Below are 23979 nucleotides of genomic sequence, written 5' to 3' on the forward strand. Positions count from 1 at the left end.
TAGGGTTCAGTCCACCCGGGGCACGATGATGGTGTCCTCGGGGTGAAGGGTGACGGTGAGGCTGCCGCCGAGTGGCGGAATGCGGCTGTAGGCCTGGTGATAGCTCGGCTGTCGCAGGCTGAGCGCGACGCCGTCGGCAAGCGCCAGGAAGATACGCAGGCTCTCGCCCTGATAGACGATATCGGTGACCGTAGCCGTGAGCCGGTTGCAGGCGGCATCCTGCGCGCCATCGTCGATCAGCAGTTTTTCGCTGTGCACGGCCAGCATCAGCGCGTCGCCTGTGGGAATGGCGCGGGCGCTGCGCAGCAGCGCGTTGCCGAGCGCGACGCTGGAGGCGTCGACGCGGCGCACCGGCAGCATCGTGGCCTCCCCGATGAAGCTTGCGACGAAGGAATCGGCGGGATGATCGTGCAGCCGCTCGGGCTCGTCGATCTGGATCAGGCGGCCGTCCTTCATCACCGCGACGCGGTCGCTCATGGTCAGCGCCTCGCGCTGGTCATGGGTGACGTAGATGATGGTGGCGCCGATGCGCTTGTGCAGCGCCCGCAGCTCGATCTGCATGGATTCGCGCAGCTGCTTGTCGAGCGCGGAGAGCGGCTCGTCCATCAGGATCAGTTGCGGCTCGAAGATCATGGCGCGCGCGAGCGCCACACGCTGGCGCTGGCCGCCGGAGAGCTGCGCGATGCCGCGCTCCTCATATCCGGCAAGGCCCACCATGCCGAGCGCGGCGCGCACCTTGTCGGGCCAGCTTGCCTTCGGCAAGCGACGTGCACGCAAGGGAAAGGCGACATTCTCGCCGACGCTCATATGCGGGAACAGCGCATAGTTCTGGAAGACGACGCCGATGTCGCGCTTGTGCGGCGGCATGTAAGTGACGTCGCGACCGCCGAACAGGATCGTGCCAGTCGTAGGCAGGATGAAGCCCCCCAAAATGCCGAGCAGCGTGGTCTTGCCGGAACCGGAGGGACCGAGCAGCGAGACGAACTCGCCGGCGCCGACATTGAGGGAGACGTCGTCGAGAGCGCGAACGGCGCCGTACGCCTTGCTCGCGGACCGGATCTCAACGCTTTCCGCTCGTCTGTCCAACGATCGCCCTCGCCTCGTTCCCTGTCATGACGTGCCTCACTGCGCGCCATAAGCCTGCTTTATAGACAGCATCCCGGAGCAATCGCGGGTACAGCGTGCGCCGCACCAAAACTGTCTCTCGAACACCCTGTCTTTAGGCTGTGACACGAATGACACCAGACTTGGCAAAACTCGGCAATTGCCAAATTCTCACCGCGCCCATAACATGACGTTATGCCCGAGCTGCGCAGGATGCTGCCCTCAAGTAACGCCCTGTTCGTCTTTGACGCAGCAGCGCGCAATGGCAGCTTCACGGCGGCTGCCGCCGAACTCAACGTCACGCAGCCGGCGGTAAGCCGGATGCTCGGACAATTCGAGGAGCATCTCGGCGTTCGCCTGTTCGACCGCAAGGCGGGCCGCGCGGTGCTCACCGAGGAAGGCGAGCAGCTCTATCGCCGCGTGCTCGAAGGCTTTCGCAGCATCGAGAGCGGCCTCGTCGAGATCGAGCGGCGCCGCAAGGGCACCGAGACCGTGACGCTGTCGGTCTCCTCTGCCTTTACCACGCACTGGCTGATGCCGCGCATCGACAAACTCCAGAAGCAGTTTCCCCAGGTCGATCTGCGCTTCCAGCTGATCTCCGGCGCATTACGCGGGCCGGTGGAGAACGTCGATCTCGGCATGCGCTTCCGCGATCGCGACGAGCCGTCGTCCGGCGGCACGCTGGTGATGAAGGAAGTGATGCTGCCGATGTGCAGCCCGACCTATCTCGGCGCGACCGATCCCACCGAGGGCAACACCATCATCCGCCTCGCCGAGACGGCGGGCGACTGGGCCGCGGATTACGCATCACTGCTCACCGGTCGTCGCGGTGCGGCCAAGGGGCTCAGCTTCACCGATTATGCCGTCGTGATGCAGGCCGCCCTGCTCGGCCAAGGCATCGCGCTCGGCTGGCTGACGGTCGCCTCGCATTGGCTCCTGACAGGCGCGCTGGTGCCGGCCTCCGATACGCTCACCACCACGCGCCGTCTCTGCGAGTTCCTGCCGCCACGCAACCGGCCCATGCGGCCCATTGCCGCCGAGATCCGGGATTGGATCATCGCGCAAATGCGGATCGAGCTGGCTGCAATCGATCGGCAATATCCACGACTTGGCTTGATGCCTGCGTGCTACTGAGCTTTCAGGTGGATTTGCCTTCCTGACCGTCGGCTCGCCCGAGCGAATGAGCCGGCGGGCTCAGGTCGCTGTCCAAAGGTACGAACAAGCAGGCAACCGTCAGCTCCTATCGCAAAGCTCCGGCCATCTGGCGATCGACGTCAGCAAGCAGGCTTCAACTTTTCTGCGATCCACAATGAGCCCTCATTTCAAGCGGAGGGCTTGGGCGTTGGAGCGGGTGAAGGGAATCGAACCCTCGTATTCAGCTTGGAAGGCTGCTGCTCTACCATTGAGCTACACCCGCGTTACGGGCTCCCTAACACGGCCGGGCGGCGGTCTCAACTGCCCAGGCGGTCGCTTTCCGGCGTCTTCGGCGGCCTTGCGAGCCGCCCCGGTTCCTTCCGGAGCCGCCGCCTCTTAACAGCGGTGGCAATGCCGCCTATATTGAAATCTTCCGAAACCAACGAAAGGAGGTGATCCAGTGTCTCTTACCAAGCGCTGTCACCTCGCTGGGATCGCCCGCTAAGCTTTCAATAGAGGCTTGGCATCGGGGCGCTCTCAGCCCTGGACCAGCGAGCAAGAAATCGGGCGCGACGGGGCTTCCCCGCCGCGCCTTTTTCGTCCGCCGGCGCCGCTCAGGCCGGCGGCTCGCCCGCAAGCACCTCGCGAATCTTCTGCGACAGCTCCGACTTCCGGTAGGGCTTCCTGAGCAGCGCCACGCCGGGATCGAGATGTCCTTCGTGGACGATGGCATCGTCGGTGTAGCCGGAGGTATAGAGCACCCTTGCTCCCGGCCGGCGGAGCCGGACCGCGTCGGCCAATTCCCGCCCGTTCATGCCGCCGGGCATAATGATATCCGTGAACAGGAGATCGAATTTGGCGCCCTGGTCGACCAGCGCCAGTGCGGAGGCGCCGTCGCCGGCCACCAGCGTGCGATAGCCGAGGCTGCCGAGCCGAGCGATGACATAGCCCTGCACCAGCGGATCGTCCTCGACCACGAGGATCGTTTCGTGCCCGCGTGCCGTGTCCAGCGCCTGGACCGGCGCGGTCCTGGCCGGCGCCTCGCCCTTCGACCGCGGCAGGAACAGCCGCATCACCGTGCCCCGCCCCTCCTCGCTCTCGACCGCGACGGTGCCGCCGGTCTGTTTGGCAAAGCCGTAGACCATGCTGAGCCCGAGGCCGGTGCCGCGGCCGACGCCCTTGGTGGTGAAGAACGGCTCGAATACGCGCTCGCGGATGTCGGCGGGGATGCCGTGGCCGGTGTCGGCGACCGCGACCATCACGAAGGCGCCGCGCATGGCACCGCCGTCGCCGGCAGCATCGGTGTCGTCGAGCTCGCGGTTCGCGGTCTCGATCGTGAGCTTGCCCCCGCCCGACATCGCGTCGCGCGCGTTGACGGCGAGATTGACGATCGCGGAGGAGAGCTGCGACGGATCGGCCATCGCAGACCAGGCGTCGTCGGCGAGCCGGGTCACGATCTCGATATGGGCGCCGAGGATCGGCCGCAGCAGCTTCGCGGTCTCGATCACGAGGGCGTTGACGTCGATCTCGCGCGGCTCCAGCGGCTGGCGGCGCGCGAAGGTCAGGAGCTGCGAGGTGATCTCCGCGCCGCGCGTGGCCGCATCGTCGATCAGCTGCGCGATCGCGGCGAATTCGGGCTTGTCCGCAAGCCCTTCCTGGATGATCTCGATGGTGCCGGTGATGACCGTGAGCACGTTGTTGAAGTCGTGCGCGACGCCGCCGGTGAGCTGGCCGATCGCATCCATCTTCTGGGATTGTCGCAGTCGCTCCTCGGTCTCGTGCTGCTCGGTGAGGTCGGTCGCGGAGCCGCGATACCCCATGAAGCGTCCGTCGGCGGCGAAGACCGGCTGGCCGTTGACGCTGAAATGATGCATCCGCCCGGTGGTGTCGCGGCCGCGATATTCGAACTTCCGGAACGGCTCATGGCGGTCCAGCATCGCCATGTGCGCGCGCCATTTCTCGGGCTCGGCGTCGCGGCCGAACGCGGCATCGGTGCGGCGCTTGCCGATCAGCGCCTTGTTGTCCATGCCGAAGACACCGGCCCGGTCGGATATGTAGGTGAATCGATGGTCCGGTCCGGTCTCCCAGAACCAATCGGACGCGGTCTCGGCATAGTCGCGGAAACGCTCTTCACTCGCACGCGCGTCCTGTTCGGCGCTCCGGCGGACCTTGAGGTCGCGCTCGAGATTTGCATTGGCCTCGCGCAGCTCGCCATAGGCCCGCTGGAGGTTCGCGCACATCGCGTTGAAGGCGTCGATCACCTTGTCCAGCTCGTCGGCATCGTAGGGCGGCCGGCGCTCCAGGCGCAAAGGCGGCGGCGGCCGCGCCAGGCTGTATTTGCTGACGAACTCGGCGATGGCGACCAGATGCCGCGTCACCAGCAGATGGACCATGTAGATGATGAACAGCGAGACGAGGAACGTCTTGGCCGCCTGGCTTGCCAGGATCACCAGCGCACGGTTCAGCAAATGCTGGTAGACGTCGGTCAGCGTCGCCTCGACATGGAGCACGCCGATCTCGCGTGCGTTGCCTTTCACGGCGTAGTTCAGCGGATAGTCGCGCGTCACGACCGAGCGGGTGCTCGGCTCGCCGATGGCGAGACGGATCGGATTGGGACGGTCGGCGATCTCACGCACCTCCGCGGCGCGGATGTCGGGCAGCCGCAGGATACCGTCGAGCTGGAGCTTGAGCTGGTTCTGGTCGAGATTCCAAAGGCTCTCGGCGAGACTGCCGGTGGTGCTGCGGCCGATCTCGTCCAGCCTGGTCTCGATGAGGCCGACCTCGCGATCATAATCGAGATAGAGCTGGAGCGCAGTCAACGTCAGCGTCACGACCGAAGAGAACAGCAGCACGGCCGCGAGCAGGCGCGGCCCGACGCCGCTGCGTGACCAGTTGAAGAGCCGGGACAGCAGCGCGGCGAACATCGAAGGCGCGAGCGCGGTGCCGATCAAATCCTGCTTCGCAGCCGCCGGCGCGACGGCGCGGCCGCGATTGGAGTCCTCGTCACCAGCCTTGGCCATGCACCACATCCCCGGAATGGCGGCACGCTGCGGCCGACCGGTCGCAGCCTCGAGCAATTCGATCGTCGAGACTTCGCCTTCACGCGATGCGCGCGGCGATCCTGTCCGCCCATTTCCTGTCAACCCCATGGGCGGCTCGAGGTCGGCGGGGTCATATCTTGCGCAGCAGCAGGATTCCCGCGCAAACTACCACTTCGCGTGGTAGAATGACATCGGTGAAAGTCCGGACGTCGCCTGCACCTCGGGCGGGCAGTGACCTCTATGGCCACACGCAGGCGCCATCTCCGGTAAATCGGGCGGACATCGGAATCCAGCGGTAGAATCGGGCAACGAGGAGGCGCGTCATGTGGCGGATTATCGTCGCCTGCCTGTCACTGCTTGCAAGCGATCCTTCGCAGGCGCAGGAGGTCATCCGGCTGGCGCGCATCGCCGACATCCCCGATCAATATGTCGGCGGCGAGATGCTGCGGGCCGTCTACGCCAGGCTGAACATCAGACTGGAGTTCGAGGACGTCCCCGGCAAGCGCGCGCTCGCGCTGTCGAGCGCCGGTGAGGTGGACGGGGAGATCCAACGGATCGGAACGCTCTCGCGCGACTACCCGACGCTGGTCCAGGTCACGCCGGCGATCAACTATATCGAGCCCGCGGTGTTTGCGACGAAATTCCGGTTCGACGTCGCCGGCTGGGATTCGATCAGAGACTACAGCATCGGCATCGTCCGCGGCGTCGGCTCCTCGGAGGCCGGTACGCGCGGCATGGCCCGCGTCACGGCGACCACTGGCCTCGACAACATGGTCAGGATGCTCGATGCCGACCGTTTCGACGTGATGGTCACCGATCTCTTCAGCGGGCTCGCAGCGGTGCGCAAACTCAATCTGCAGGCCAGGATCTACCCCCTCTCGCCGCCGCTCGAGCGCATCCACATCTACCATTACCTGCACGAACGCCATCGCGATCTCGTGCCGAAGGTTGGCAAGGCGATCGCTCAGATGGAGGCGAGCGGCGAGCTGGCGGCGCTGCGCGAGGCCCTGGTCAAGCAGGTCTTGAGCGGGAAGTGACGACTGCTGTGTCAGCCCGCGCGAAGCCGCTCGCGTAGCGCGACGGCGGCAATCAGCATGCCGACGCACCAGGCCACGACGGCGCGGTGAGGCTCCCCGCCGAGCAGCACCGTGAAGATGCTCGTCAGCAGGCACGGCACGATGACCTTGCCCGTCCGGCTCGTCAGTGCGAGCAGGAACGGCATCGCCGCGATCGATATTTGCAGGACGTCCATTGGAAATCGGTCGCGAGGCTTCAGAAGCCGCAAACGCCGAGCGCGCGCGGGCGCTTGCCGCGCCGGCTCTCCACGATGCGCTCGCCGCCATTCTCGGCCGAGCTGCCGTAATAGCGGTGATGGCCGCTTTGGTCGTGCAGATCGGCCGTCTGAGATTGTCCGGCCCGACGTGCGTCGCAGATGATCTTGATGTGACCCGACATTGCCGCCTCCAGCAGAAATCTTGTTGTTTGTGGTCATCAGTCGCGACCACTTCCGGCGGCGTTCACGCGGCAAGGTCCCAATCGGGTTTCAGGACGGTTTCGTCGCGGCCCGGCCACGCAATATTTTGTGCGTGAATTTATTCTTGAGTTTATTCTTGAGGATTGTCGGCATTGCCTGCGGTGCGACGTCCTTCGGGATCGGTGCAGAAAAACAACGAGGTGACGATGCTTTACGCCATCCTGGCCTACCACGTGGAAGACGAGATCTTGTCCTGGACGCCCGAGCAGGACGCCGCAGTCGTGGCCAAGGTCATCGAAGTTCAGGCCCCCTTGCGGGCCAGCGGACAGTTCGGGCCGGCCGCCCGTCTGGATGAGACCCGAAAGGCGCGCACCTTGCGTGGCCCCGGCGCGGGCATGGTGCTGGACGGCCCGTTTGCCGAGACCAAGGAGCAGCTTCTGGGCTTCCACCTGATGGAATGCGCCAGCGAGGAGGAGGCGATCACGGCGGCGCGGAAACTGCGTGCGGTCAATCCGACAGCGGTCTACGAAATCCGCCCGGTCAAGCTCTACGTGCCGGCCGATGGGTTCGGCGCGACGTCCGGGTGAGGCCTCACGCCCCCGGCCCGGTCCGCGCACCGTAGAAGCGCTGGATCGCGAGCCCGCCGAAGGCGATGAACCACACGAAGGGCGCGATGTGCGGGGCGAACGCCGCAACGATCGTGCCCGGGATGAACACCAGGAGCGGAAACAGCGAGGCCATGATCTCCTGGCGCCAGCCGCCGAGGATCGTCCACCACAGCCAGGCATTGAGGCCGGCGATCGCGGTCAGGTGCAGCCCGTAGAGCACCGCAACCGCACTGCTCATGCCGTAATTGGTGTAGAGGCCGTTGGTGACAGGCAGCAGAACGATCGAGAGCAGGAAGAACAGGTTGAGGATCACCGCGCCGCGGCTGCCGACGGGTTGGCGCGCCAGCCGCCGGTGATGGCTGATCCAGAACACGCCGGCGATGATGAAGCTGAGGGCAAGGCCGGCGAGCTTGCCAGAATAGACGTGGGCGAGATCGCTCCAGTCGGGCACGCTGGTGAAGACCGCAGCTTTGGGCAGGTCGTAGGCCAACAGCGTCATGGCGACACCGAAAATGGTGTTGCTGAGCGATTCCAGCCGCCGCATCTCGAACTGGTCGGGGTTGGGCTCGGTCATGTCGGGCCTGCGCTGCTGGAACTTAGGGCCATCTTCCCCCTAAATCCTAATTCCCGTTCCGTCCAGCCGCATTGCGATTCGCGCCGGGATCGCCGACTCTTGCGCTTTCACCGGGGCGATTCGTGGCAACATATCTGGACACGCTCAATGCGGAGCAGCGCCGCGCCGTCGAGCATGGCGTGGCCGAGGGCTCAACCGTGGGCGCCCCCCTGCTCGTGATTGCCGGCGCTGGCTCCGGCAAGACCAACACGCTGGCCCACCGCGTCGCGCACCTGATCGTCGCAGGTAGCGATCCGCGCCGCATCCTCCTGATGACGTTCTCCCGCCGCGCGGCGGCCGAGATGGCCGGCCGGGTGGAACGGATCGCCCGCAAGGTGCTGGGCGAGAACAACGCCGCCATCATGCGCGATGCGCTGACCTGGGCCGGCACCTTCCACGGTATCGGCGCGCGCCTCTTGCGCGAATATGCCGAGCGGATCGGCGTCGATCCCGCCTTCACCATCCACGACCGCGAGGATTCCGCCGACCTGATGAACCTGGTCCGCCACGAGCGCGGCCTGTCGAAGACCGAGAGCCGCTTCCCCGCCAAGGGCACGTGCCTGTCGATCTACTCGCGCTGCGTCAATGCCGAGATGGAGATCGAGAAGGTGCTCGGCCAGCACTATCCCTGGTGTGCGGGCTGGGCCACCGAGCTGAAGGGGCTGTTCGCCGCCTATGTCGAGGCCAAGCAGGCGCAGCACGTGCTCGATTACGACGACCTCCTGCTCTACTGGTCGCAGATGATGAGCGATGCGCTGATCGCCGAAGAGATCGGCGGCCGCTTCGATCACGTGCTGGTCGACGAATACCAGGACACCAACCGCCTGCAATCCTCGATCCTCCTGGCTCTGAAGCCCGACGGACGCGGGCTCACCGTGGTCGGCGACGACGCCCAGTCGATCTATTCGTTCCGCGCCGCCACCGTGCGCAACATCCTGGATTTCCCGCAGAGCTTCTCGCCCCGCGCGGAGATGATCACGCTCGACCGCAACTATCGCTCGACGCAGACCGTGCTGGCGGCGGCCAACGGCGTCATTGGGCTTGCGCGCGAGCGCTTCACCAAGAATCTGTGGACCGACCGCGCCGCCTCGCACAAGCCGCAGCTGGTCACCGTGCACAACGAGGCCGACCAGGCGCGTTACATTGTCGAAGAGGTGCTGGCGAACCGCGAGCAAGGCGCGCTGCTCAAGCACCAGGCGGTGCTGTTCCGGACGTCCTCGCATTCCGGCCCGCTCGAGATCGAGCTGACCCGCCGCAACATTCCGTTCGTCAAGTTCGGCGGGCTGAAATTCCTCGACGCCGCGCATGTCAAGGACGTGCTGGCGCTGCTGCGCTTTGCCGAGAACCCGCGCGACCGTGTCGCCGGCTTCCGCATCCTGCACCTGTTGCCCGGCATCGGACCCGCGACCGCGCAGCGCGTGCTCGACCAGATGGCGGAGAGCACCGACCCACTTGCTGTGCTCGGCCAGCTTCCGGTGCCCGCACGGACCGGCGCCGACTGGACCGACTTCGTCCGCACCGTCGAGAATTTGCGCTATTCGGAATGGCCGGTCGATCTCGAACGCGTGCGGCTCTGGTACGAGCCGCATCTCGATCGCCTCCACGAAGAGTCCGAGACGCGCCGCGCCGATCTGATGCAGCTCGAGCAGATCGCCAGCGGTTATGCATCGCGCGAGAAATTCCTGACCGAACTCACGCTCGATCCGCCGGATGCGACCAGCGACAAATCCGGGCCGCCGTTGCGCGACGAGGACTATCTGATCCTGTCCACCATCCACTCCGCCAAGGGCCAGGAGTGGAAGTCGGTGTTCGTGCTCAACGTCGTCGACGGCTGCATGCCGTCGGATCTCGGCGCCGGCACCAGCGCCGAGCTGGAGGAGGAACGCCGCCTGCTCTATGTCGCGATGACCCGCGCCAAGGACGATCTGCACCTCGTCGTCCCCCAGCGCTTCTTCGTCCACGGCCAGGCCGCCAAGGGCGACCGCCACGTCTATGCCTCGCGCACCCGCTTCATCCCGGAGCAGCTGGTCTATCTGTTCGAGCGCACCGCCTGGCCGAAGGCTGCCGCGGGCGCGGCCCGCACCGCGGCGCAGGGCCCGAAGGTCGACATCGGCGCGCGGATGCGCGGGATGTGGCGGTAGACGCAAGAGGCTCGTGTCGGGACCTGTCAGGATAACCGGAACAACAGAGGTCCGACATGAAAGCCGTCGTGGTCGAGCAATACGCACCGATCGATCAGATCGAACTGACGGACGTCCCGCCCCCGTCCATGGAACCAGGACAATTGCGCATCCGCGTGGAAGCTGCCGGGATCGGCTTCGTCGACGGCTTGAAGATCGAGGGACGCTATCAGACCAAAGATCCCCTGCCCTTCATTCCCGGGACGGAGTTCGCGGGCGTGGTGACGGACGCGCCCGGCGCACCCGGCGGCTATCAGCCCGGCATGCGCGTGATGGGGATGACGCGCTCGGGCGCACTTGCCGAAGAGATCGTCGTCAGACCCGAAGCGCTCCATCCCCTGCCCGACGGCGTCGCGGCCGAAGTCGCCGCCTCGTTTCGCGCCAATTATCTGACCGCTCTCTATGCGCTCGGTGCACGCGCCTCGCTCTGCGCAGGGGAACAGCTTCTGGTGCTGGGCGCAGCTGGCGGCACCGGAATTGCGGCAGTCCAGATCGGCAAGCTGCTTGGCGCCCGTGTGATCGCAGCAGCATCGACGCCGGACAAGCGCGCGTTCGCGCTGGCGCACGGCGCCGACGCTGTGATCGACTACACGCAGGCCGGCTGGCGCGACACGCTGAAGGAATTGACGGGAGGACACGGCGTCGACGTGATCTTCGACCCGGTCGGAGGCGACGTCTCGGTGCAGGCCTTTCGCTCCATCGCCTGGCGTGGCCGTCATCTCGTGGTCGGTTTTGCCGCCGGTGCGATCCCGGCATTGCCGTTCAACCTGCCGCTGCTGAAAGGCGGCGCCCTGCTCGGTGTCGACCTCGCGCAAATTCCCCTGCGCGAGCCCGAGGTGCAGAAGCGCCTGATGTCGCAGTTGACGGGCTGGCTTGCCGACGGCCAGCTGAAGCCTGTGGTCGGTCGCGTCTTCGCGCTGGGCGATTTCCGGGAGGCGTTCAGGACCATGCAGACGCGCGGGGCGCTCGGCAAGATGGTCGTGCGCATCTCGACATAGGACGCACGAGCGGAGCGAGGGCGTCCGTGACGCAGCGGCAGCTACGACTTCAGCCGGTCGAACTGGACTTTGCCCGCCTTCATCACCAGCGGGATATGCTCGCCCTGGCCGAGCAGGCAGGCAACGTCGTTGAGCGGATTGCCGTCGACCACCAGCAGGTCCGCGACGGCCTCGGGCACGATCCGGCCGAGCTTGCCCTCCATGCCGAGCACTTCGGCGCCGATCACCGTGGCGCTGGCGATCACCGCGCGCGGACCGAGAATCTCGGCGCGGATGCGGAATTCGTCACTCTGGAGGCGCTGCGACGGCCCGAGCAGGTCGCTGCCGAACCCCATCTTCACGCCGGCGTCGCGATAGATCGCAAGCGAGCGCAGGCCGGCATCGCGGACATCGGCGATCTTGGCGACGCTCTCGGGCGGCAGGCCATATTGCGCGCCTTCATTGGCCAGCGCCTCATAGGTGACGAGAGTCGGCACCACATAGGCGCCCTTCTCGGCCATCAGGCGCGCGGTCGGGGCATCGACCAGATTGCCGTGCTCGATGGTGCGCACGCCGCAGCGAACCGCGCGCTCGATGGCGGCGGCGGTATAGGCGTGGGCGAGCACATAGGTCTGGCGCCCGCGCGCCTCCTCGACGATGGCGCGGATCTCGTCCTCGGAGTAGCCGAAGGCACCGACAGGGTCGGTCGGTGACGCGACGCCGCCGGACGCCATGATCTTGATCTGATCGGCGCCCATCTGCAGCTCCTCGCGCGCCGCCCTGCGCACGCCGTCGACGCCGTCGGCAACGCGCGCCAGCGCGCCGACACGCACGCAGCAGGGGCACGGCGCGTCGCTGGCGAGATAATCCGAGCGCGCGCGCATGTCGCCGTGCCCGCCGGTCTGGCTCAGCGCGCGGCCGGAAACGAACAGCCGCGGGCCGTCGGTGAGACCCGTCTCGATCGCCTGCTTCAGCGCATGGCCGGCGCCGCCGGCGTCGCGAACGGTGGTGAAGCCACGCCGAAGCATGCCGCGCAGCAGCAACGTCGAGCGCAGCGTCACCAGCACATTCGGCATGTGCACCTGCTGCGACAGATTGAGCTCGACCGCCACCGCATGGACATGCAGGTCGATCAGGCCGGGCATCAGCGTCTTGCCGTTGAGGTCGATGGTGCGGTCGACTGAAGCCTGGAGCGGCCGGTCCGAGACCTCCTTGATCACGTTGTCCTCGACCAGCACGTGATGGCCTTCCAGCAAATCCGGCTGAAGCGGATCGAGCAGAGCGGCATTCTTGAAGAGGGTGCTGGGCATGGTCGTTTCCTGTCCGGTCAGGACTGTGTGAGCAGCGCGGGTAATGCGAGCTGGGCGAACGGAAGGCACGCGGCCACATCGTCCGCGCCGTACCAGCCCGCTTCATGCAGCAGGTTGAGCGAGCCGAGCGTGCGTCCGCGCCAGCGCACGGGCATGTTGAGCACGCTCTCGCAGCCGAGTGAAGCGATCAGCTCGTGATCGGCGAACACATTGCGCAGATCGTCGAGCGTGCGGCCGATATAGGCCTCGCCGCGGTCGAGCACGGCCTCGGTCCAGGGGCCCGGCGCCAGCCGCTTGCGGCCGCCCGCCGGGTAAGGCCCGGGGCGATTGGAATAGATCCGCGCCGCTTCCCCGCTATCGTCGTCATAGGTCAGGATCGTGAACAGCTTGTGCCCGATCGCCGATTTCAAGGCATCGTCCAGTGCCGAGAACAGCGCCTCCGGCTGATCCGCCCTGCCCTGCGCCGCCGCCACGGCGTTGACCAGCGGATCGAGCCGGCGTGTCGTCGCCCTCATGCGACTTCGCCCGCCGCAATGTCTTCCAGCGAACGGCCGCGCGTCGGCACGCCCATCACCACGACGGTGAGCGCACCGATCAGCAGAACGCTGGTGGTGATCCCGAACACGCCGGCAAAGCCGAAATTGGGATAGAGGTAGCCGACCAGGATCGGCGAGACGATCGCGCCGATGCGGCCGATCGCCGAGGCAAGGCCGGCGCCGGTGGTCCGTACCGGCGTCGGGAACACCTCCGCCGTATAGGCATAGACGCCGGCATAGGTGCCGTTCATGAAGAACGACAGCAGGATCCCGGCGACCATGATGTGCTGGTCGCTCTGCGCGAAGGCGAGTCCGAGCGCGCTGATGCCGCCGAGCACCATGTAGGACGCAATGGTCGCCTGCCGGCCGATGCGCTCGTTGAAATACGCGGCGCTGAAATAGCCGGGGATCTGCGCGCAATAGATCGCGAGCGAATAGGCGAAGCTCTTGGTGATGCTCATGCCGTTCTGGACCAGCAGGCCGGGAATCCAGACGAAGAAGGAATAATAGCTGAAGGTGATCGCAAGCCACATGATCCACGTCATGACGGTGATGCGCGCCTGCCGGGGCGCCAGAAGCGCCGCGAAGTTGGCAAGCAACGTTCCCCCGGCGACGGGCGGGCTGACCGCGTCGACGACCGGCTGCGGCAGCACATGCCCCTGGCGCGCGAAGCCGGCTTCGATCCTGTCCAGCACCGCTTCGGCTTCCTTCGCCCTGCCCCGGCTTTCCAGCCAGCGCGGCGATTCCGGCAGCGCCCGGCGCCACCAGAGCAGCATGACGACCGGCACCGCGGTGATCACCAGCACGATGCGCCAGCCGTTCTCATAGGCGGGAACGATGAAGTAGCCGAGCAAGGCCGCCGCGACGAAGCCGAAGGAGAAGAACCCGGCCAGCGCGCCGGTGAAGCTGCCGCGGAAGCGCCGCGCCACGAACTCGGCGAGATAAGGCGCGATGATCGCGCTCTCGGCGCCGGTGCCCATGCCCGCGACGACGCGGGCGGCGAAGAAGGACGGCCAGCTGTCCACGGCGGCACTGACGATCGATGCGGCACAATAGAGCGCCAGCGCCGACATCATCACCGCACGGCGGCCGATCAGGTCGCCGAGCGTGCCCGCCAGCAACGCGCCGAACAGGAAGCCGATATAGGTGCTGCTGCCGAGCACGCCGATCTGCACGCTCGTCAGATTCCAGGCGGTGCGCAGCACCGGCAGGATGAACGCCAGCACGGCTGCGTCCATCGCGTCGAACATGTAGCCGAGCCCACCCATCAACAGCAGATGCGTGTGGAAGCGCGCGAATGGCAGGCGCTCGATGCGCGCCGAGATCATCGACATGTAAGTCCCCTCTGTCCGGCGGCCCGGCATCCGCAAGTCCCTGGGGAAACCATAGACAAAGAGATATTATCGTCATAATTTATAATCGTGATCCCATACATCACCACGGTGAATGTTCTGTCGTTTCGATCGCTCGACCTCAACCTGCTGAAGGTCTTCGAAGCCCTGATGACCGAGGGCAGCGTCACGCGTGCCGCAAACGCGCTGCTGATGACGCAGCCCGCGGTCAGCAACGCGTTGGCGCGGCTGCGCGACGCGCTCGGCGATCCCCTGTTCGTCAGGTCCGGCACGGGCATCCGTCCGACCCAGCGCGCCGTGGTGTTGTGGGAGCCGATCGGCGAGGCACTCGAAACCGTCCGGGGCGCGCTCGACGAGCAGGTGTTCGATCCGCGCCGCGCGCAGACCGAGTTCAGCCTGTCGATGTCGGATTACGTCGCCTCGCTGGTGATGCCGAATCTCCTCGGCCATTTCGGCAAGGTCGCGCCCAAGGCGCGCGTGCACACCGTCCCCAACACCATTCTGGAGATCGCCGATCAGCTCGAAGACAATCGCGTCGATTGCGTGCTCAGCGTCTATGTCAACGAGGCGCAGCAGCCGGCCGCCATCCGCTCGCGCTCGCTGTGGACGGTCGACTACGCCTGCTTCATGCGGCGCGGCCATCCGCTCGCCGCCCAGAAGCGGCTCAGCACGCGCAGCTTCCTCGGCGCAGGCCATGTCGACGTCAGCCTCGCCGGCAAGACCCTGCCGTCCTACGACCTCTTCCTCGCCTCGCGCGGGCTGTCGCGCAACCTGGTCGCGACCGTCAATCACTACAGCGCCGCCTACGAGGTGGTGCGCCAGTCGGACCTGATCGCGGTGCTGCCGAGCGATTTGCGCTCGCAATCCCGGCACGCGCCGTTCCTGCACGCGATGCCGCTGCCGCTCAAGGCGCCGCCGCGCATCGTCAGCCTGTTCTGGCACCAGCGCAACGACACCGTGCCGGCGCAGCGCTGGCTGCGCGAGACCCTGGTCGAGATGTTCACCCGATCCGACTGAGCGGGCGCGGGCCTGGCACGATCCAAAAAGGAAACGGTGGGTTTCTCAGAGCAGCATTGTTGCACCGGCCGCCGCGGCCTAGCTCCACCGCAACGATCCCCTCCCACAGTGACAGGCGCAAGCTGCGTCCGCAGAGACCTCACCGATGACCGCATCGCTTCAATTCGGACTGGACACTTTTGGCGACGTCACCAGGGACGCCGCCGGCGCCATGCTTCCGCACGCGCAGGTGATCCGCAACGTCGTCGACGAAGCCGTGCTGGCCGACGAGCTCGGCCTCGACTTCATCGGACTCGGCGAGCACCATCGCGCCGATTTTGCGATCTCCTCGCCGGAGACCGTGCTCGCCGCGATCGCATCGCGGACCAAGCGCATCCAGCTCGGCTCGGCCGTGACGGTGCTGTCATCGGACGATCCCATCCGCGTGTTCCAACGCTTTGCCACGCTGGACGCGCTCTCCAACGGACGCGCCGAGGTGATCCTCGGCCGCGGCTCGTTCACTGAATCCTTTCCGTTGTTCGGCTTCGACCTGCGCAAATACGAAGAGCTGTTCGAGGAGAAGCTGGACCTGTTCGCCGCACTGCTGGCGCAGAAGCCGGTGAGCTGGGAGGGCAAGCTGCGTCCGCCGCTGCGGGATCAGCTGGTCTATCCCCCTGTCGAGAACGGCCGGCTGAAGACCTGGATCGGCGTCGGCGGCAGCCCGCAATCGGTGGTGCGCGCTGCGCATTACGATTTGCCTTTGATGCTCGCGATCATCGGCGGCGATCCCGCGCGCTTTGCGCCGTTCGTCGATCTCCATCACCGCGCCGCCAAGGAGTTCGGCCGGCCGGCACAGCCGATCGGCGTGCACTCGCCCGGCTATGTCGCCGAGACGGATGAAGAGGCGCGCGAAGAGCTATGGCCCGACTACAAGGCCATGCGCGACCGCATCGGCAAGGAACGCGGCTGGCCGCCGATGGGCCGCGACGAGTTCGCGAGCGAGGTCGAGCAAGGCTCGCTCTATGCCGGCTCGCCGGAGACGGTGGCGCGCAAGATCGCCAGGACGGCGAAGACGCTCGGCGTTGCGCGGTTTCAGTTGAAGTATTCGGCCGGTCCCCTGCCGCACGAGAAGCTGATGAAGAGCATCGAGCTTTATGGAAGCAAGGTGGTGCCGATGGTGCGGGAGATGATGGGGTAGCGGCTTGAGGCAGCCGCCTACTTCATCAGCCCGAGCCGGCTCGCGCCGACATAGAGCGAGAGCACGGCGGCGTTGGAGACGTTGAGGCTCTTGATCTCGCCGGGCATGTCGAGCCGCGCCACGACGCTGCAGGTCTCGCGGGTCAATTGCCGCAGACCCTTGCCTTCGGCCCCGAGCACCAGCGCGAGCGGCTCGCGCAGCGCAACGTCGCTGAGATCCGCGCTGCCTTCGCTGTCCAGCCCGACGGTCTGGAAGCCGATTTCGTTCAGCGTGGTCAGCGCGCGAGCGAGGTTCTGCACGGTCACAACAGGCACCAGCTCCAGCGCGCCGGAGGCGGCCTTGGCGAGCACGCCGGTGGCTTCCGGGCTGTGGCGCGCAGTGGTGACGATCGCCTTCACCGCGAACGCTGCGGCGGAGCGCAGGATCGCACCGACATTGTGCGGGTCGGTGATCTGGTCGAGCACCAGCACCATGCCTTCTTGCTTCAAGGCCTCGATGTCAGGCGAGGGCAGAGGATCGGCCTCGGCAAGCAGGCCCTGGTGCACGGCATCGGGCGAGAGCAGACGGTCGATCTCCTGGGGCCGGACGATCTCGGGGGTGACGCGGGTTTCGATATTCTCGTCCGCAAGCCGCTTCGCGGCGTTCTCGGTCAGCGTCAGCTTGCGGATCCGCCGCTCCGGGTTGGCCAGGGCCATGGTCACGGTGTGCCAGCCATAGAGGATGACCGGCCCGTCGGTATGCGAATCGCGGTCGCGCCAGGCCGGCCGGCCGGCCGATTTCCCGGGCCTGTTGAAGGGCTTAGCCCCGCCGCGGGGGCCCCTGGGGGTGAATTTTCGATCCTTCATGGGCTCGCTTGTGTCACGGGTGCCGGAATATGGCAATTTGGGTGGCTTCGACGGCGATTTTAGCTGTTCGCCTCGGTTGACTTTGCCCCACCGGATCGCCCATAACCGCGCCCGGTCGCGCCCCCATCCGGGCTGTCGCGGCCTTCACGTTCCATGGCCGTCTTCGGTCGCCGGCAAGGTCCGGCCCGATTGTGCTGCCGTCGAGCGGGGGAGTGTCCCGAGTGGCAAAGGGAGCTGACTGTAAATCAGCCGCCTCATGGCTTCGCAGGTTCGAGTCCTGCCTCCCCCACCACGCTTCACCCTTCGGGCTACGCGTGGCGCAGCCACGTGATGCCGAAGGGTGAAGCGTGGTGTCCGGCGAAGCCCGTAGGGCGAAGACGGACTGAGGCAACGCCAACTACGGCTAGGCAGGCCAATCCAGATCATCATTCAGCGAAGCGAGCGAAGGCTGCCACGCCGTAGCCGTCAGGCGTAGGCGGGCTAATGACCTGATTGATCGCGCCCGCACATAATCAGAAAAGCAAAACGCCCGTCCGCATCGCGCGAACGGGCGTCTCTTTAGCTCAAGCGATCAGAGATCAGTAGTAGCGGCGCAGCACGCGGTGGCCGCCGTAGTACGGCGCCGGCGCGTGCCGGTGGGCATAGCCGTAGCGCGGACCATGGCCGTAGTGCACGCGCGGCAGATAGCCGTAGCGCGGGCCGTAACCGTAGCGGTACGGACGGTAGTACGGGCGGTGATAGGGAGCCACGGCGGCGCGATAGCCGTAGCCGTAATTGGCGGGCGCGACCACCGCGTCTTCACGATAGGTCGGATACGGCGCGAAGGCGCCCGGGCCGGTATAGGTCGGGCCCTGGTTGACGTGATAATACTGCGTGGTCGGCTCGGCGAGACGCTCATAGGCGCCATAGCCGTAGCCGTAGCCGCCGCAACCGGTGTTGCAGCCGGAATAGACCGGCGCGACTGGCTGGCACGGGTTGAAGCCGCACGCCGCGGCGGGTGCCGTGGCGACGAACATCACGGCAGCCGCCGCAACCAGTCCCGAAATCATTTGACGCATTACTCTCTCCTGTTGATTTCCGTTTGTTGGATTTTGACGTTTCTTAACCCGGCGGCTTGCCGGGGACTTGGACATGCGGCCGCGGTCGCGGTCGCGGTGGCCGCGGACGATCGTTGATCTCAGGCGCGAGGATCACCGGCGGCGCATCGACGGGCGCGTCCATCTGCGGCGGCAGCGGCGCCGATTGCGCGCCCCAGCTCTGATGGTAGCTCTCGGCGGGCTTCGGCAATTTCCGGTTCGCGGGCGGCTCGACCTCGAGCCGGCCGTAGCCGGGCCGCAGGCCCATCGTCGGATAATAATGGCCGACATCGGCAGGCTGCCGCTCGGCGACATAGCGCCCGCCATAGATGGTGGGCTGCACCTGCTGGTTCTTGCCAAGACCCCAGGTGCCCTCGACCACGGCATAGGACGCGTCGATGTTGTTGATGATGATCGGCACGCCGGGACGGCCGGGCACGACGATATCGAAGCCTTCGCCGGCAAGCGCCGTCGCGGGCAATCCGATCAGAAAGGCAGCGAGCGCGACAGCGCGCATGAGGGGATCCCGGTTATGCGGCGGCAACCTACCCGATCGCGACGCAGAGAGGGTTAAGGCCCGCTCACCAAATTCCGGTAAGCCTAATGTGTAAGGATTGCGCGCCGCTCAAATGCTGCAAAGCGAATGAGCGAAGCGTTAACGGCGTATGGCTCCGCCGCACGGAACCGCGCCGTGCGCTCACATCCGTTTGACCGTTTGCTGGCGAAATCCACCGTTTCTTCGGAACGTCCGGCGCCGCAAGCGTTTAGCCCCCGTCAACAAAATGGGAGCCAACAACCATGAACATCAAACTTCTTGGAGCGACGGCGATTGCGGCGACCATGCTGGCAGGCTCTGCCATGGCGCAGGCCGTCGTCACCAATCCTGGCCGCTGCTCGGCGCAATTCCCCAACGCCAATTGCCAGAATCTCGGCCCCGGAAATCCGTACACCGATAGCGGATACCGCCATCGCCGCGTGTCCTATCGTCAGACCAATGGCGACTGGAATAACGACTGGAACAGGAGCCGCACCGGCTTCTGGCCGACCGACGTCGCGGCCGGCGTAGCCGGCGCCGCGATCGGCACCGCCGGCGCGATTGCCTCAGCGCCGTTCCGCGCCTGGGACAATTCCTACGCGTACGATAATTCGTGGGACAACCGCGGCTGGGACAATCGTGGCTGGGACACCCGCACCTACGCCCAGCGTAACGGCTTCGTCTGCACGCCCGGCACCTGGTTCAAGGGCGAAGACGGCCGCCGGCATCTCTGCCAGTAAGGCGGTCCAAGTCGAACGAGACATCAGGCGGCCTTCAGGGCCGCCTGATTCATGTCTGGCGGCGATCACCTTTCGGGTTCTGGCACTTTTCGATCAAGTCTGGTATTGCGGCGCGCAACGGGTGGACAGCCCCGGCCCATGCCGGTCCTGCCCGCGTCGCCGGCTTAGCTCAGCGGTAGAGCAGCGGTTTTGTAAACCGAAGGTCGGGGGTTCAATCCCCTCAGCCGGCACCAGCTTCGCAACTACCGGCCATTGCGTCTTGTGGGTACAGCCCTTCGTTTCCTGGCCAGTGATCAAGAGGCCTCGACGATGGACAGAGCTTTCGCCTTCCAATCGAAGAGCTCGGCCGAAACCTTTCCTATGCGCATGACGGCGCCGATGGCAAAGAGATAGACGAAGTAAAGCTTCCAGCTCAGCTGCTCCCACTCATTGGGATTCACACCAAATCTCTTATAAGCCTCGTCCATCGCTTGGTAGGCAGATGCTACCTCATTGAAAAAGACTCCATGCAGGCGGGCAAGCTCCGCTTTGTTATTCTCATAGTTATCAAGCTTATGTTTGATCACAGCGTGAACGTAGCCCCCACTGCGCATATAGCCCAAGGTCTCGCCCTGCCACTGACAACCGGGAAGTGTATCGTGCACCGCGGGATTGTTGGGGCAGTTTCGGTATAGCTCCTCAAGCTTCGCGACATGCTGAGGCATGTAGTCGAATGTATCGAACCTGAGGGCAGCACTTTGAACGTCCAAGAACGCGCCGAGGCTGCCTAGGGCGATAGAGAGATAGATGTAATCCACAATTTTGAGGGAAATGTCGTCGGTGACGAGCTGGCAAGCGAAATACGCGAAGTGCAACACCACGAAGCAAATGAGCGTAAACCGGATCATCTTCGACATGTTATCGCTTGATGTTGACGAGAGGTAAGTCGCGTACCATGCGAGCAATGCAGCACATCCGAGCATGGCTACCGGGGTCACCAGCGAGCGAAGCCGAAACCTCTTCATAATCACTCCCTATCAATTCAATGAATTTCATCAGCGTGACAACAATCTACGATTGCTGCCATGATTCATGCGGCGCCAGAAGGCCAAAAATGGGCGAGCGAAAAGAAACGAACATGATCGCACTACTCGTCGCTTGCAGCGGCCCCGATACCTACTGGAAGCCAAGAACAAGAGCGGTCTGGTTGCGTCCGTCTGCCGAGAGCACGCTGTTTGAGGTCGTTGCGAATGACAATCGCGCCTACGGCGTTGCTGCCATCACTTGTGCATCACCGTCAGAATGTTGACGCCGACCTGTACCAAGAACTTCCAGTTGCGGGCAATGAAGCGGCGGACTTTCGAAAAGGTCTTCAAGGCAAGCCTCCATCGTGGCGCGAGACGACATCGCGCAGTGATTGACAGGATGCCTGAGGAGAGCGAAAACCTACGGTGTTCGGTCGGAGACCTTCGGGCCTCCTCCAGGCGTCGGATGGTGTTCTCGACAAACATCATCCGGCTCCGAACATGGTGCAGAACGTGACTCCGGCGCAAGAGTCTGCTGCAGTCCCTCACAACCTGTGAACAGCTTCCACATTTCGAGAAATTCAGCTTTATTGTCGCGGACTTGAGCGGTGGATAACTTTTGCTTGGGTGATTCGCGCCATGTTGATAACCCAACTTTTTGGTGGATACTTCGGCGCGAACTTGGGCTCGGCCTTATGGACGGCGAATCGCCGATCCAGCAGGAGTTGCAGACTGCAGCGCCCGAGCGCCCGGGTCTCAGCGCGACCGCTTTGCCACGCTGCCTTGCTGAAAGTGCTCGGCACCTGACATCTCCACCCAGCCATGTTTCGACTGCTCGAACACCGATCTGATCGGCGGTGGAAAATCCGGATCTGCGATCGCGCCGATGGCGACGCCGATCATCCCTGGCAGATTGTCGGCCTGCCAATAGACCGTCGAGCCGCAGTCAGGACAGAAATAATTGCGGACCTTGCCGCCGCTCGCGGCTGTCCGGACATATTGCTGTGGCGTTCCGGAAATCGTGACGGCGTCCGCGGGATAGAAGACACCGACGCCGAACGGCGCGCCGGTTCGACGCTGACAGTCGAGGCAATGACAGGCGACGACGAGGCGCGATGGTCCCGGCAGCGACAGCGACAGAGCACCGCAGCTGCATCTGGCATCGATCATCGAATATGCCCTCCCTCTGGACGGATGCGAATTGAAAGGGCGGCCCGTGCCCCGGACGCAGTGCAGCGCCCCTTCGGCGATGCGCTGCAGAGCCGGGGCCTATCGCGCCGCATTCCACCGTGCCGCTCTCTGGGTCCCGGCTCTGCGCAGCAACGCGAGAGGCGCGTTGCTGCGCGTCCGGGACACGGCGGCAAAGTCGTCACTCCGGTCCGACCTCGAACGCCAGCAGCACGTTGCCGGCGACGCCGCTCCATTGGCCGTAGCCGGAATTGGTGTAGAGCATGCCGCCGGCGATGACGGGCCCGGGGCCATCGATGGCGCCGCCATGGGCGGGGACGCCGTTCACGGCCTTGAAATCCTGCGCGGTGTCGAACTCCCAGAGCAGCTTGCCATCGGTGGCGTAGGCGCGCAGGAAGCCGCTGACGCCGCCGGAGAACACCACGCCCGGGATCAGGCTCACCGCCGCCGAGAGCGCGGGGCTGCATTTGGGGCGGTCGCCGCAGGCGACCGGCGGCACTTCCATCGCGATCTTGCCACTGGCGAGGTCGAGGCCGAACAGGCCGCCGCCTTGCGTGGGATCGAGTTGCCGCGTGCCGTCACGCATAAAGCGCACGTCGGAGTTGGCGACATAGATGCGCTCGCCGTCCGCGGCCGAACCCCATTCGCTGCCACCGAGCGCACCGCCCTTCCCGATCCTGGTCTGCCACAGGATCTTGCCGCTGTCGTCAGGATCGAGCGCGTGCACGACGCCGGATTTCTGCGCGATGACGAGCACGCGCCGGCCGTCGCGCAAGGTGACGAGGATCGGCGACTGGCCGAAATCGTGATCGGGTCCTGGATCCTCCGGACAATTGGACTTGTCCGCAGTGAAGCACGCCACGACAAAGGCATCCTTGGGCGTGGCCTGCTGCTTCCAGAGCAGCTTCCCGGTCGCAAGCTCGAAAGCGAGGATCGCATCAGCGGTCGCCGCCGGCGGGTTCGAGTAGGAATTGCTGGTCGCTACATAGACGGCGCCCCGCTTCGCATCGATCGTCGGCGCCGACCAGATCGCAGCGCCCGACGGACCGAACAGCTGCGTGCCCCTGACATTCTTGCCGGTCGGATGCGGCACTTCCGGAATCGTATAGGCCTGCCAGACCAGCTTGCCGGTCGCGGCGTCCAGCGCCACCACGCTGCCGCGGAAGGTGCAGCATTCGTAACTGGCTTGCGAGCCGGCCGCTTCCTCGATCGAGGACACCGGCACGTAGAGCACGCCGGAATGCAGCGTCGGCGCGCCGGTGATGCGCGCGGCGGCATGCTCCTCGACCTTCGTCTTCCAGATCAGCGCGCCGGTCAGCGCGTTCACGGCATAGGCGTTGGCGCGCAAATCGCCGAAGAAGATCGCGAACTGGTCGGAGCCTGGAAGTGGCGCAAAGCTGATCGCGGCGCGCACCGCCGCATCGATCGCCAGCGTCCACAGCGTGCAGCCGCTGCGCGCGTCGAGCGCGTGCACCTTGCGATCGGTGCCGCCGATGAACAGCATTCCGCCCACGATGGTCGGCGGCGCAAACGACACCGAGGCGCCGGGGAATGCATAAGCCCATTTCAACCGCAGACGCGGCACCTGCTCCGCCATCAGCCCCGCCATGTCGGCCGGCTGGAAGCGGCTGTTGCCGGTGTCCACGCCCCATCCGTTCCAGCGCGGACCGTCGAGGGCTTGCGGGAAGCCGCTGGCCTGTTGCGCGCAGCGGCCTTCCGCGTCGGCCGCAACGGCGCCGGTCGCGATCTTGCCGGTGACGAAGGACGCTATCGCGCGGCGTTCCGCGTCGCTGCGATCCTTTGCCATCCCCACCATGCTGCCGGAGGTCAACGCCGCCAGCACATGATCGAACGACATCGCCTGCATGGCGCCGCGGCCCGGCACGCGGCTCTGCGCATCGCCGTCGTGGCATTGCGCGCAATGCGTCGCATAGAGCGCTGCGCCCTCCTGCTGTGCCAGCGCCGGCGCGCTGCACCAGATCAACAACGCGGCCAGGACAGCACGTGCTCTCATGGTGGGCTCCGGCATGCGACAGGAGATCGCGACACAACCCGAAGTCTATCGCCG

General features: G+C 65.5%; 22 protein-coding genes and 3 tRNA genes. 10 read left to right on the forward strand and 15 right to left on the reverse strand.

Annotated elements, in window-relative coordinates:
* Window positions 1-6: 6 nt before the first annotated feature.
* Window positions 7-1086, reverse strand: a complete 1080-nt coding sequence (locus AABA84_RS05235) for an ABC transporter ATP-binding protein (protein WP_338311548.1) — start codon at window positions 1084-1086, stop codon at window positions 7-9.
* Window positions 1087-1299: 213 nt separating this feature from the next.
* Between AABA84_RS05235 and AABA84_RS05240 the strand changes: the two genes are divergently transcribed.
* Complete coding sequence (locus AABA84_RS05240; RefSeq protein WP_212249062.1) at window positions 1300-2238, forward strand: LysR family transcriptional regulator; 939 nt, start codon at window positions 1300-1302, stop codon at window positions 2236-2238.
* 209 nt (window positions 2239-2447) lie between these two features.
* Here the strand turns inward: AABA84_RS05240 and AABA84_RS05245 are convergent.
* Both AABA84_RS05245 and AABA84_RS05250 read right to left on the reverse strand, forming a co-directional pair.
* Window positions 2448-2521: transfer RNA gene (locus AABA84_RS05245), tRNA-Gly, on the reverse strand.
* Window positions 2522-2852: 331 nt separating this feature from the next.
* Window positions 2853-5258: an ATP-binding protein gene (locus AABA84_RS05250; protein ID WP_338311549.1), complete on the reverse strand. Its 2406-nt coding sequence runs from the start codon at window positions 5256-5258 to the stop codon at window positions 2853-2855.
* A 344-nt stretch (window positions 5259-5602) separates the two neighbouring features.
* On the opposite strand from AABA84_RS05250, the gene AABA84_RS05255 reads away from it, so the two are divergent.
* Window positions 5603-6316, forward strand: a complete 714-nt coding sequence (locus tag AABA84_RS05255) for a substrate-binding periplasmic protein (RefSeq protein WP_338311550.1) — start codon at window positions 5603-5605, stop codon at window positions 6314-6316.
* Between the two features lie 11 nt (window positions 6317-6327).
* Here the strand turns inward: AABA84_RS05255 and AABA84_RS05260 are convergent, their stop codons facing one another.
* Together AABA84_RS05260 and AABA84_RS05265 are read right to left on the reverse strand one after the other, a co-directional pair.
* Complete coding sequence (locus AABA84_RS05260; RefSeq protein ID WP_018322198.1) at window positions 6328-6531, reverse strand: hypothetical protein; 204 nt, start codon at window positions 6529-6531, stop codon at window positions 6328-6330.
* 20 nt (window positions 6532-6551) lie between these two features.
* On the reverse strand, window positions 6552-6734 hold the full coding sequence (locus AABA84_RS05265; protein ID WP_038950498.1) for a hypothetical protein: 183 nt from the start codon (window positions 6732-6734) through the stop codon (window positions 6552-6554).
* A 225-nt stretch (window positions 6735-6959) separates the two neighbouring features.
* Between AABA84_RS05265 and AABA84_RS05270 the strand changes: the two genes are divergently transcribed.
* On the forward strand, window positions 6960-7340 hold the full coding sequence (locus tag AABA84_RS05270; RefSeq protein ID WP_338306353.1) for a YciI family protein: 381 nt from the start codon (window positions 6960-6962) through the stop codon (window positions 7338-7340).
* A gap of 4 nt (window positions 7341-7344) precedes the next feature.
* Here the strand turns inward: AABA84_RS05270 and AABA84_RS05275 are convergent, their stop codons facing one another.
* On the reverse strand, window positions 7345-7935 hold the full coding sequence (locus AABA84_RS05275; RefSeq protein WP_338306354.1) for a TMEM175 family protein: 591 nt from the start codon (window positions 7933-7935) through the stop codon (window positions 7345-7347).
* A gap of 122 nt (window positions 7936-8057) precedes the next feature.
* On the opposite strand from AABA84_RS05275, the gene AABA84_RS05280 reads away from it, so the two are divergent.
* Both AABA84_RS05280 and AABA84_RS05285 read left to right on the forward strand, forming a co-directional pair.
* A complete protein-coding gene (locus AABA84_RS05280; RefSeq protein ID WP_338311551.1) occupies window positions 8058-10115 on the forward strand; it encodes an ATP-dependent helicase in 2058 nt (685 codons plus the stop codon).
* 56 nt (window positions 10116-10171) lie between these two features.
* Entirely contained in the window at window positions 10172-11152 is a 981-nt protein-coding gene (locus AABA84_RS05285; RefSeq protein WP_338311552.1) for an NADPH:quinone oxidoreductase family protein, read from the forward strand.
* A gap of 41 nt (window positions 11153-11193) precedes the next feature.
* Here AABA84_RS05285 and AABA84_RS05290 read toward each other — a convergent pair whose 3' ends face one another.
* Genes AABA84_RS05290 through AABA84_RS05300 form a run of 3 tightly spaced genes read right to left on the reverse strand, consistent with a single transcriptional unit; the run spans window position 11194 to window position 14311 of the window.
* On the reverse strand, window positions 11194-12441 hold the full coding sequence (locus AABA84_RS05290) for a metal-dependent hydrolase family protein (protein WP_338311553.1): 1248 nt from the start codon (window positions 12439-12441) through the stop codon (window positions 11194-11196).
* Window positions 12442-12458: 17 nt separating this feature from the next.
* On the reverse strand, window positions 12459-12956 hold the full coding sequence (locus AABA84_RS05295; protein ID WP_338311554.1) for a GAF domain-containing protein: 498 nt from the start codon (window positions 12954-12956) through the stop codon (window positions 12459-12461).
* Entirely contained in the window at window positions 12953-14311 is a 1359-nt protein-coding gene (locus tag AABA84_RS05300; RefSeq protein WP_028141078.1) for an MFS transporter, read from the reverse strand. Before AABA84_RS05300 ends, AABA84_RS05295 begins: the two co-directional genes overlap by 4 nt.
* 87 nt (window positions 14312-14398) lie before the next feature.
* Here AABA84_RS05300 and AABA84_RS05305 point away from each other — a divergent pair, with 87 nt between their 5' ends.
* Together AABA84_RS05305 and AABA84_RS05310 are read left to right on the forward strand one after the other, a co-directional pair.
* Complete coding sequence (locus AABA84_RS05305; protein ID WP_256379470.1) at window positions 14399-15346, forward strand: LysR family transcriptional regulator; 948 nt, start codon at window positions 14399-14401, stop codon at window positions 15344-15346.
* 145 nt (window positions 15347-15491) lie between these two features.
* On the forward strand, window positions 15492-16523 hold the full coding sequence (locus AABA84_RS05310) for an LLM class flavin-dependent oxidoreductase (RefSeq protein ID WP_338311555.1): 1032 nt from the start codon (window positions 15492-15494) through the stop codon (window positions 16521-16523).
* Window positions 16524-16540: 17 nt separating this feature from the next.
* Here AABA84_RS05310 and rlmB read toward each other — a convergent pair whose 3' ends face one another.
* Window positions 16541-17368 carry a 23S rRNA (guanosine(2251)-2'-O)-methyltransferase RlmB gene (rlmB, locus tag AABA84_RS05315; RefSeq protein ID WP_338311556.1) on the reverse strand — a complete coding sequence of 276 codons (828 nt, stop codon included), beginning with the start codon at window positions 17366-17368 and terminating at the stop codon, window positions 16541-16543.
* Between the two features lie 206 nt (window positions 17369-17574).
* Between rlmB and AABA84_RS05320 the strand changes: the two genes are divergently transcribed.
* Window positions 17575-17660: transfer RNA gene (locus AABA84_RS05320), tRNA-Tyr, on the forward strand.
* Window positions 17661-17946: 286 nt separating this feature from the next.
* Here the strand turns inward: AABA84_RS05320 and AABA84_RS05325 are convergent.
* Window positions 17947-18426, reverse strand: a complete 480-nt coding sequence (locus AABA84_RS05325; protein WP_338306361.1) for a hypothetical protein — start codon at window positions 18424-18426, stop codon at window positions 17947-17949.
* A 43-nt stretch (window positions 18427-18469) separates the two neighbouring features.
* Complete coding sequence (locus AABA84_RS05330; RefSeq protein WP_338311557.1) at window positions 18470-18961, reverse strand: hypothetical protein; 492 nt, start codon at window positions 18959-18961, stop codon at window positions 18470-18472.
* A 281-nt stretch (window positions 18962-19242) separates the two neighbouring features.
* On the opposite strand from AABA84_RS05330, the gene AABA84_RS05335 reads away from it, so the two are divergent.
* Both AABA84_RS05335 and AABA84_RS05340 read left to right on the forward strand, forming a co-directional pair.
* Window positions 19243-19719 (forward strand): hypothetical protein, encoded by a 477-nt coding sequence (locus AABA84_RS05335; RefSeq protein ID WP_212251993.1) that lies wholly within the window; start codon window positions 19243-19245, stop codon window positions 19717-19719.
* A gap of 158 nt (window positions 19720-19877) precedes the next feature.
* Window positions 19878-19952, forward strand: a tRNA-Thr gene (locus AABA84_RS05340).
* 60 nt (window positions 19953-20012) lie between these two features.
* On the opposite strand, the gene AABA84_RS05345 is transcribed toward AABA84_RS05340, so the two are convergent.
* The 3 genes from AABA84_RS05345 to AABA84_RS05355 all read right to left on the reverse strand — a co-directional run bounded on the left by AABA84_RS05345 (window position 20013) and on the right by AABA84_RS05355 (window position 23925).
* Window positions 20013-20615: a hypothetical protein gene (locus AABA84_RS05345; protein ID WP_338311558.1), complete on the reverse strand. Its 603-nt coding sequence runs from the start codon at window positions 20613-20615 to the stop codon at window positions 20013-20015.
* Between the two features lie 864 nt (window positions 20616-21479).
* Window positions 21480-21893: a GFA family protein gene (locus AABA84_RS05350; RefSeq protein ID WP_338311559.1), complete on the reverse strand. Its 414-nt coding sequence runs from the start codon at window positions 21891-21893 to the stop codon at window positions 21480-21482.
* A gap of 199 nt (window positions 21894-22092) precedes the next feature.
* Window positions 22093-23925: an outer membrane protein assembly factor BamB family protein gene (locus AABA84_RS05355; RefSeq protein ID WP_338311560.1), complete on the reverse strand. Its 1833-nt coding sequence runs from the start codon at window positions 23923-23925 to the stop codon at window positions 22093-22095.
* Between the last annotated feature and the right edge of the window lie 54 nt (window positions 23926-23979).

Source organism: Bradyrhizobium sp. TM239, assembly GCF_036247985.1.
GTDB classification, from domain to species: domain Bacteria; phylum Pseudomonadota; class Alphaproteobacteria; order Rhizobiales; family Xanthobacteraceae; genus Bradyrhizobium; species Bradyrhizobium ottawaense.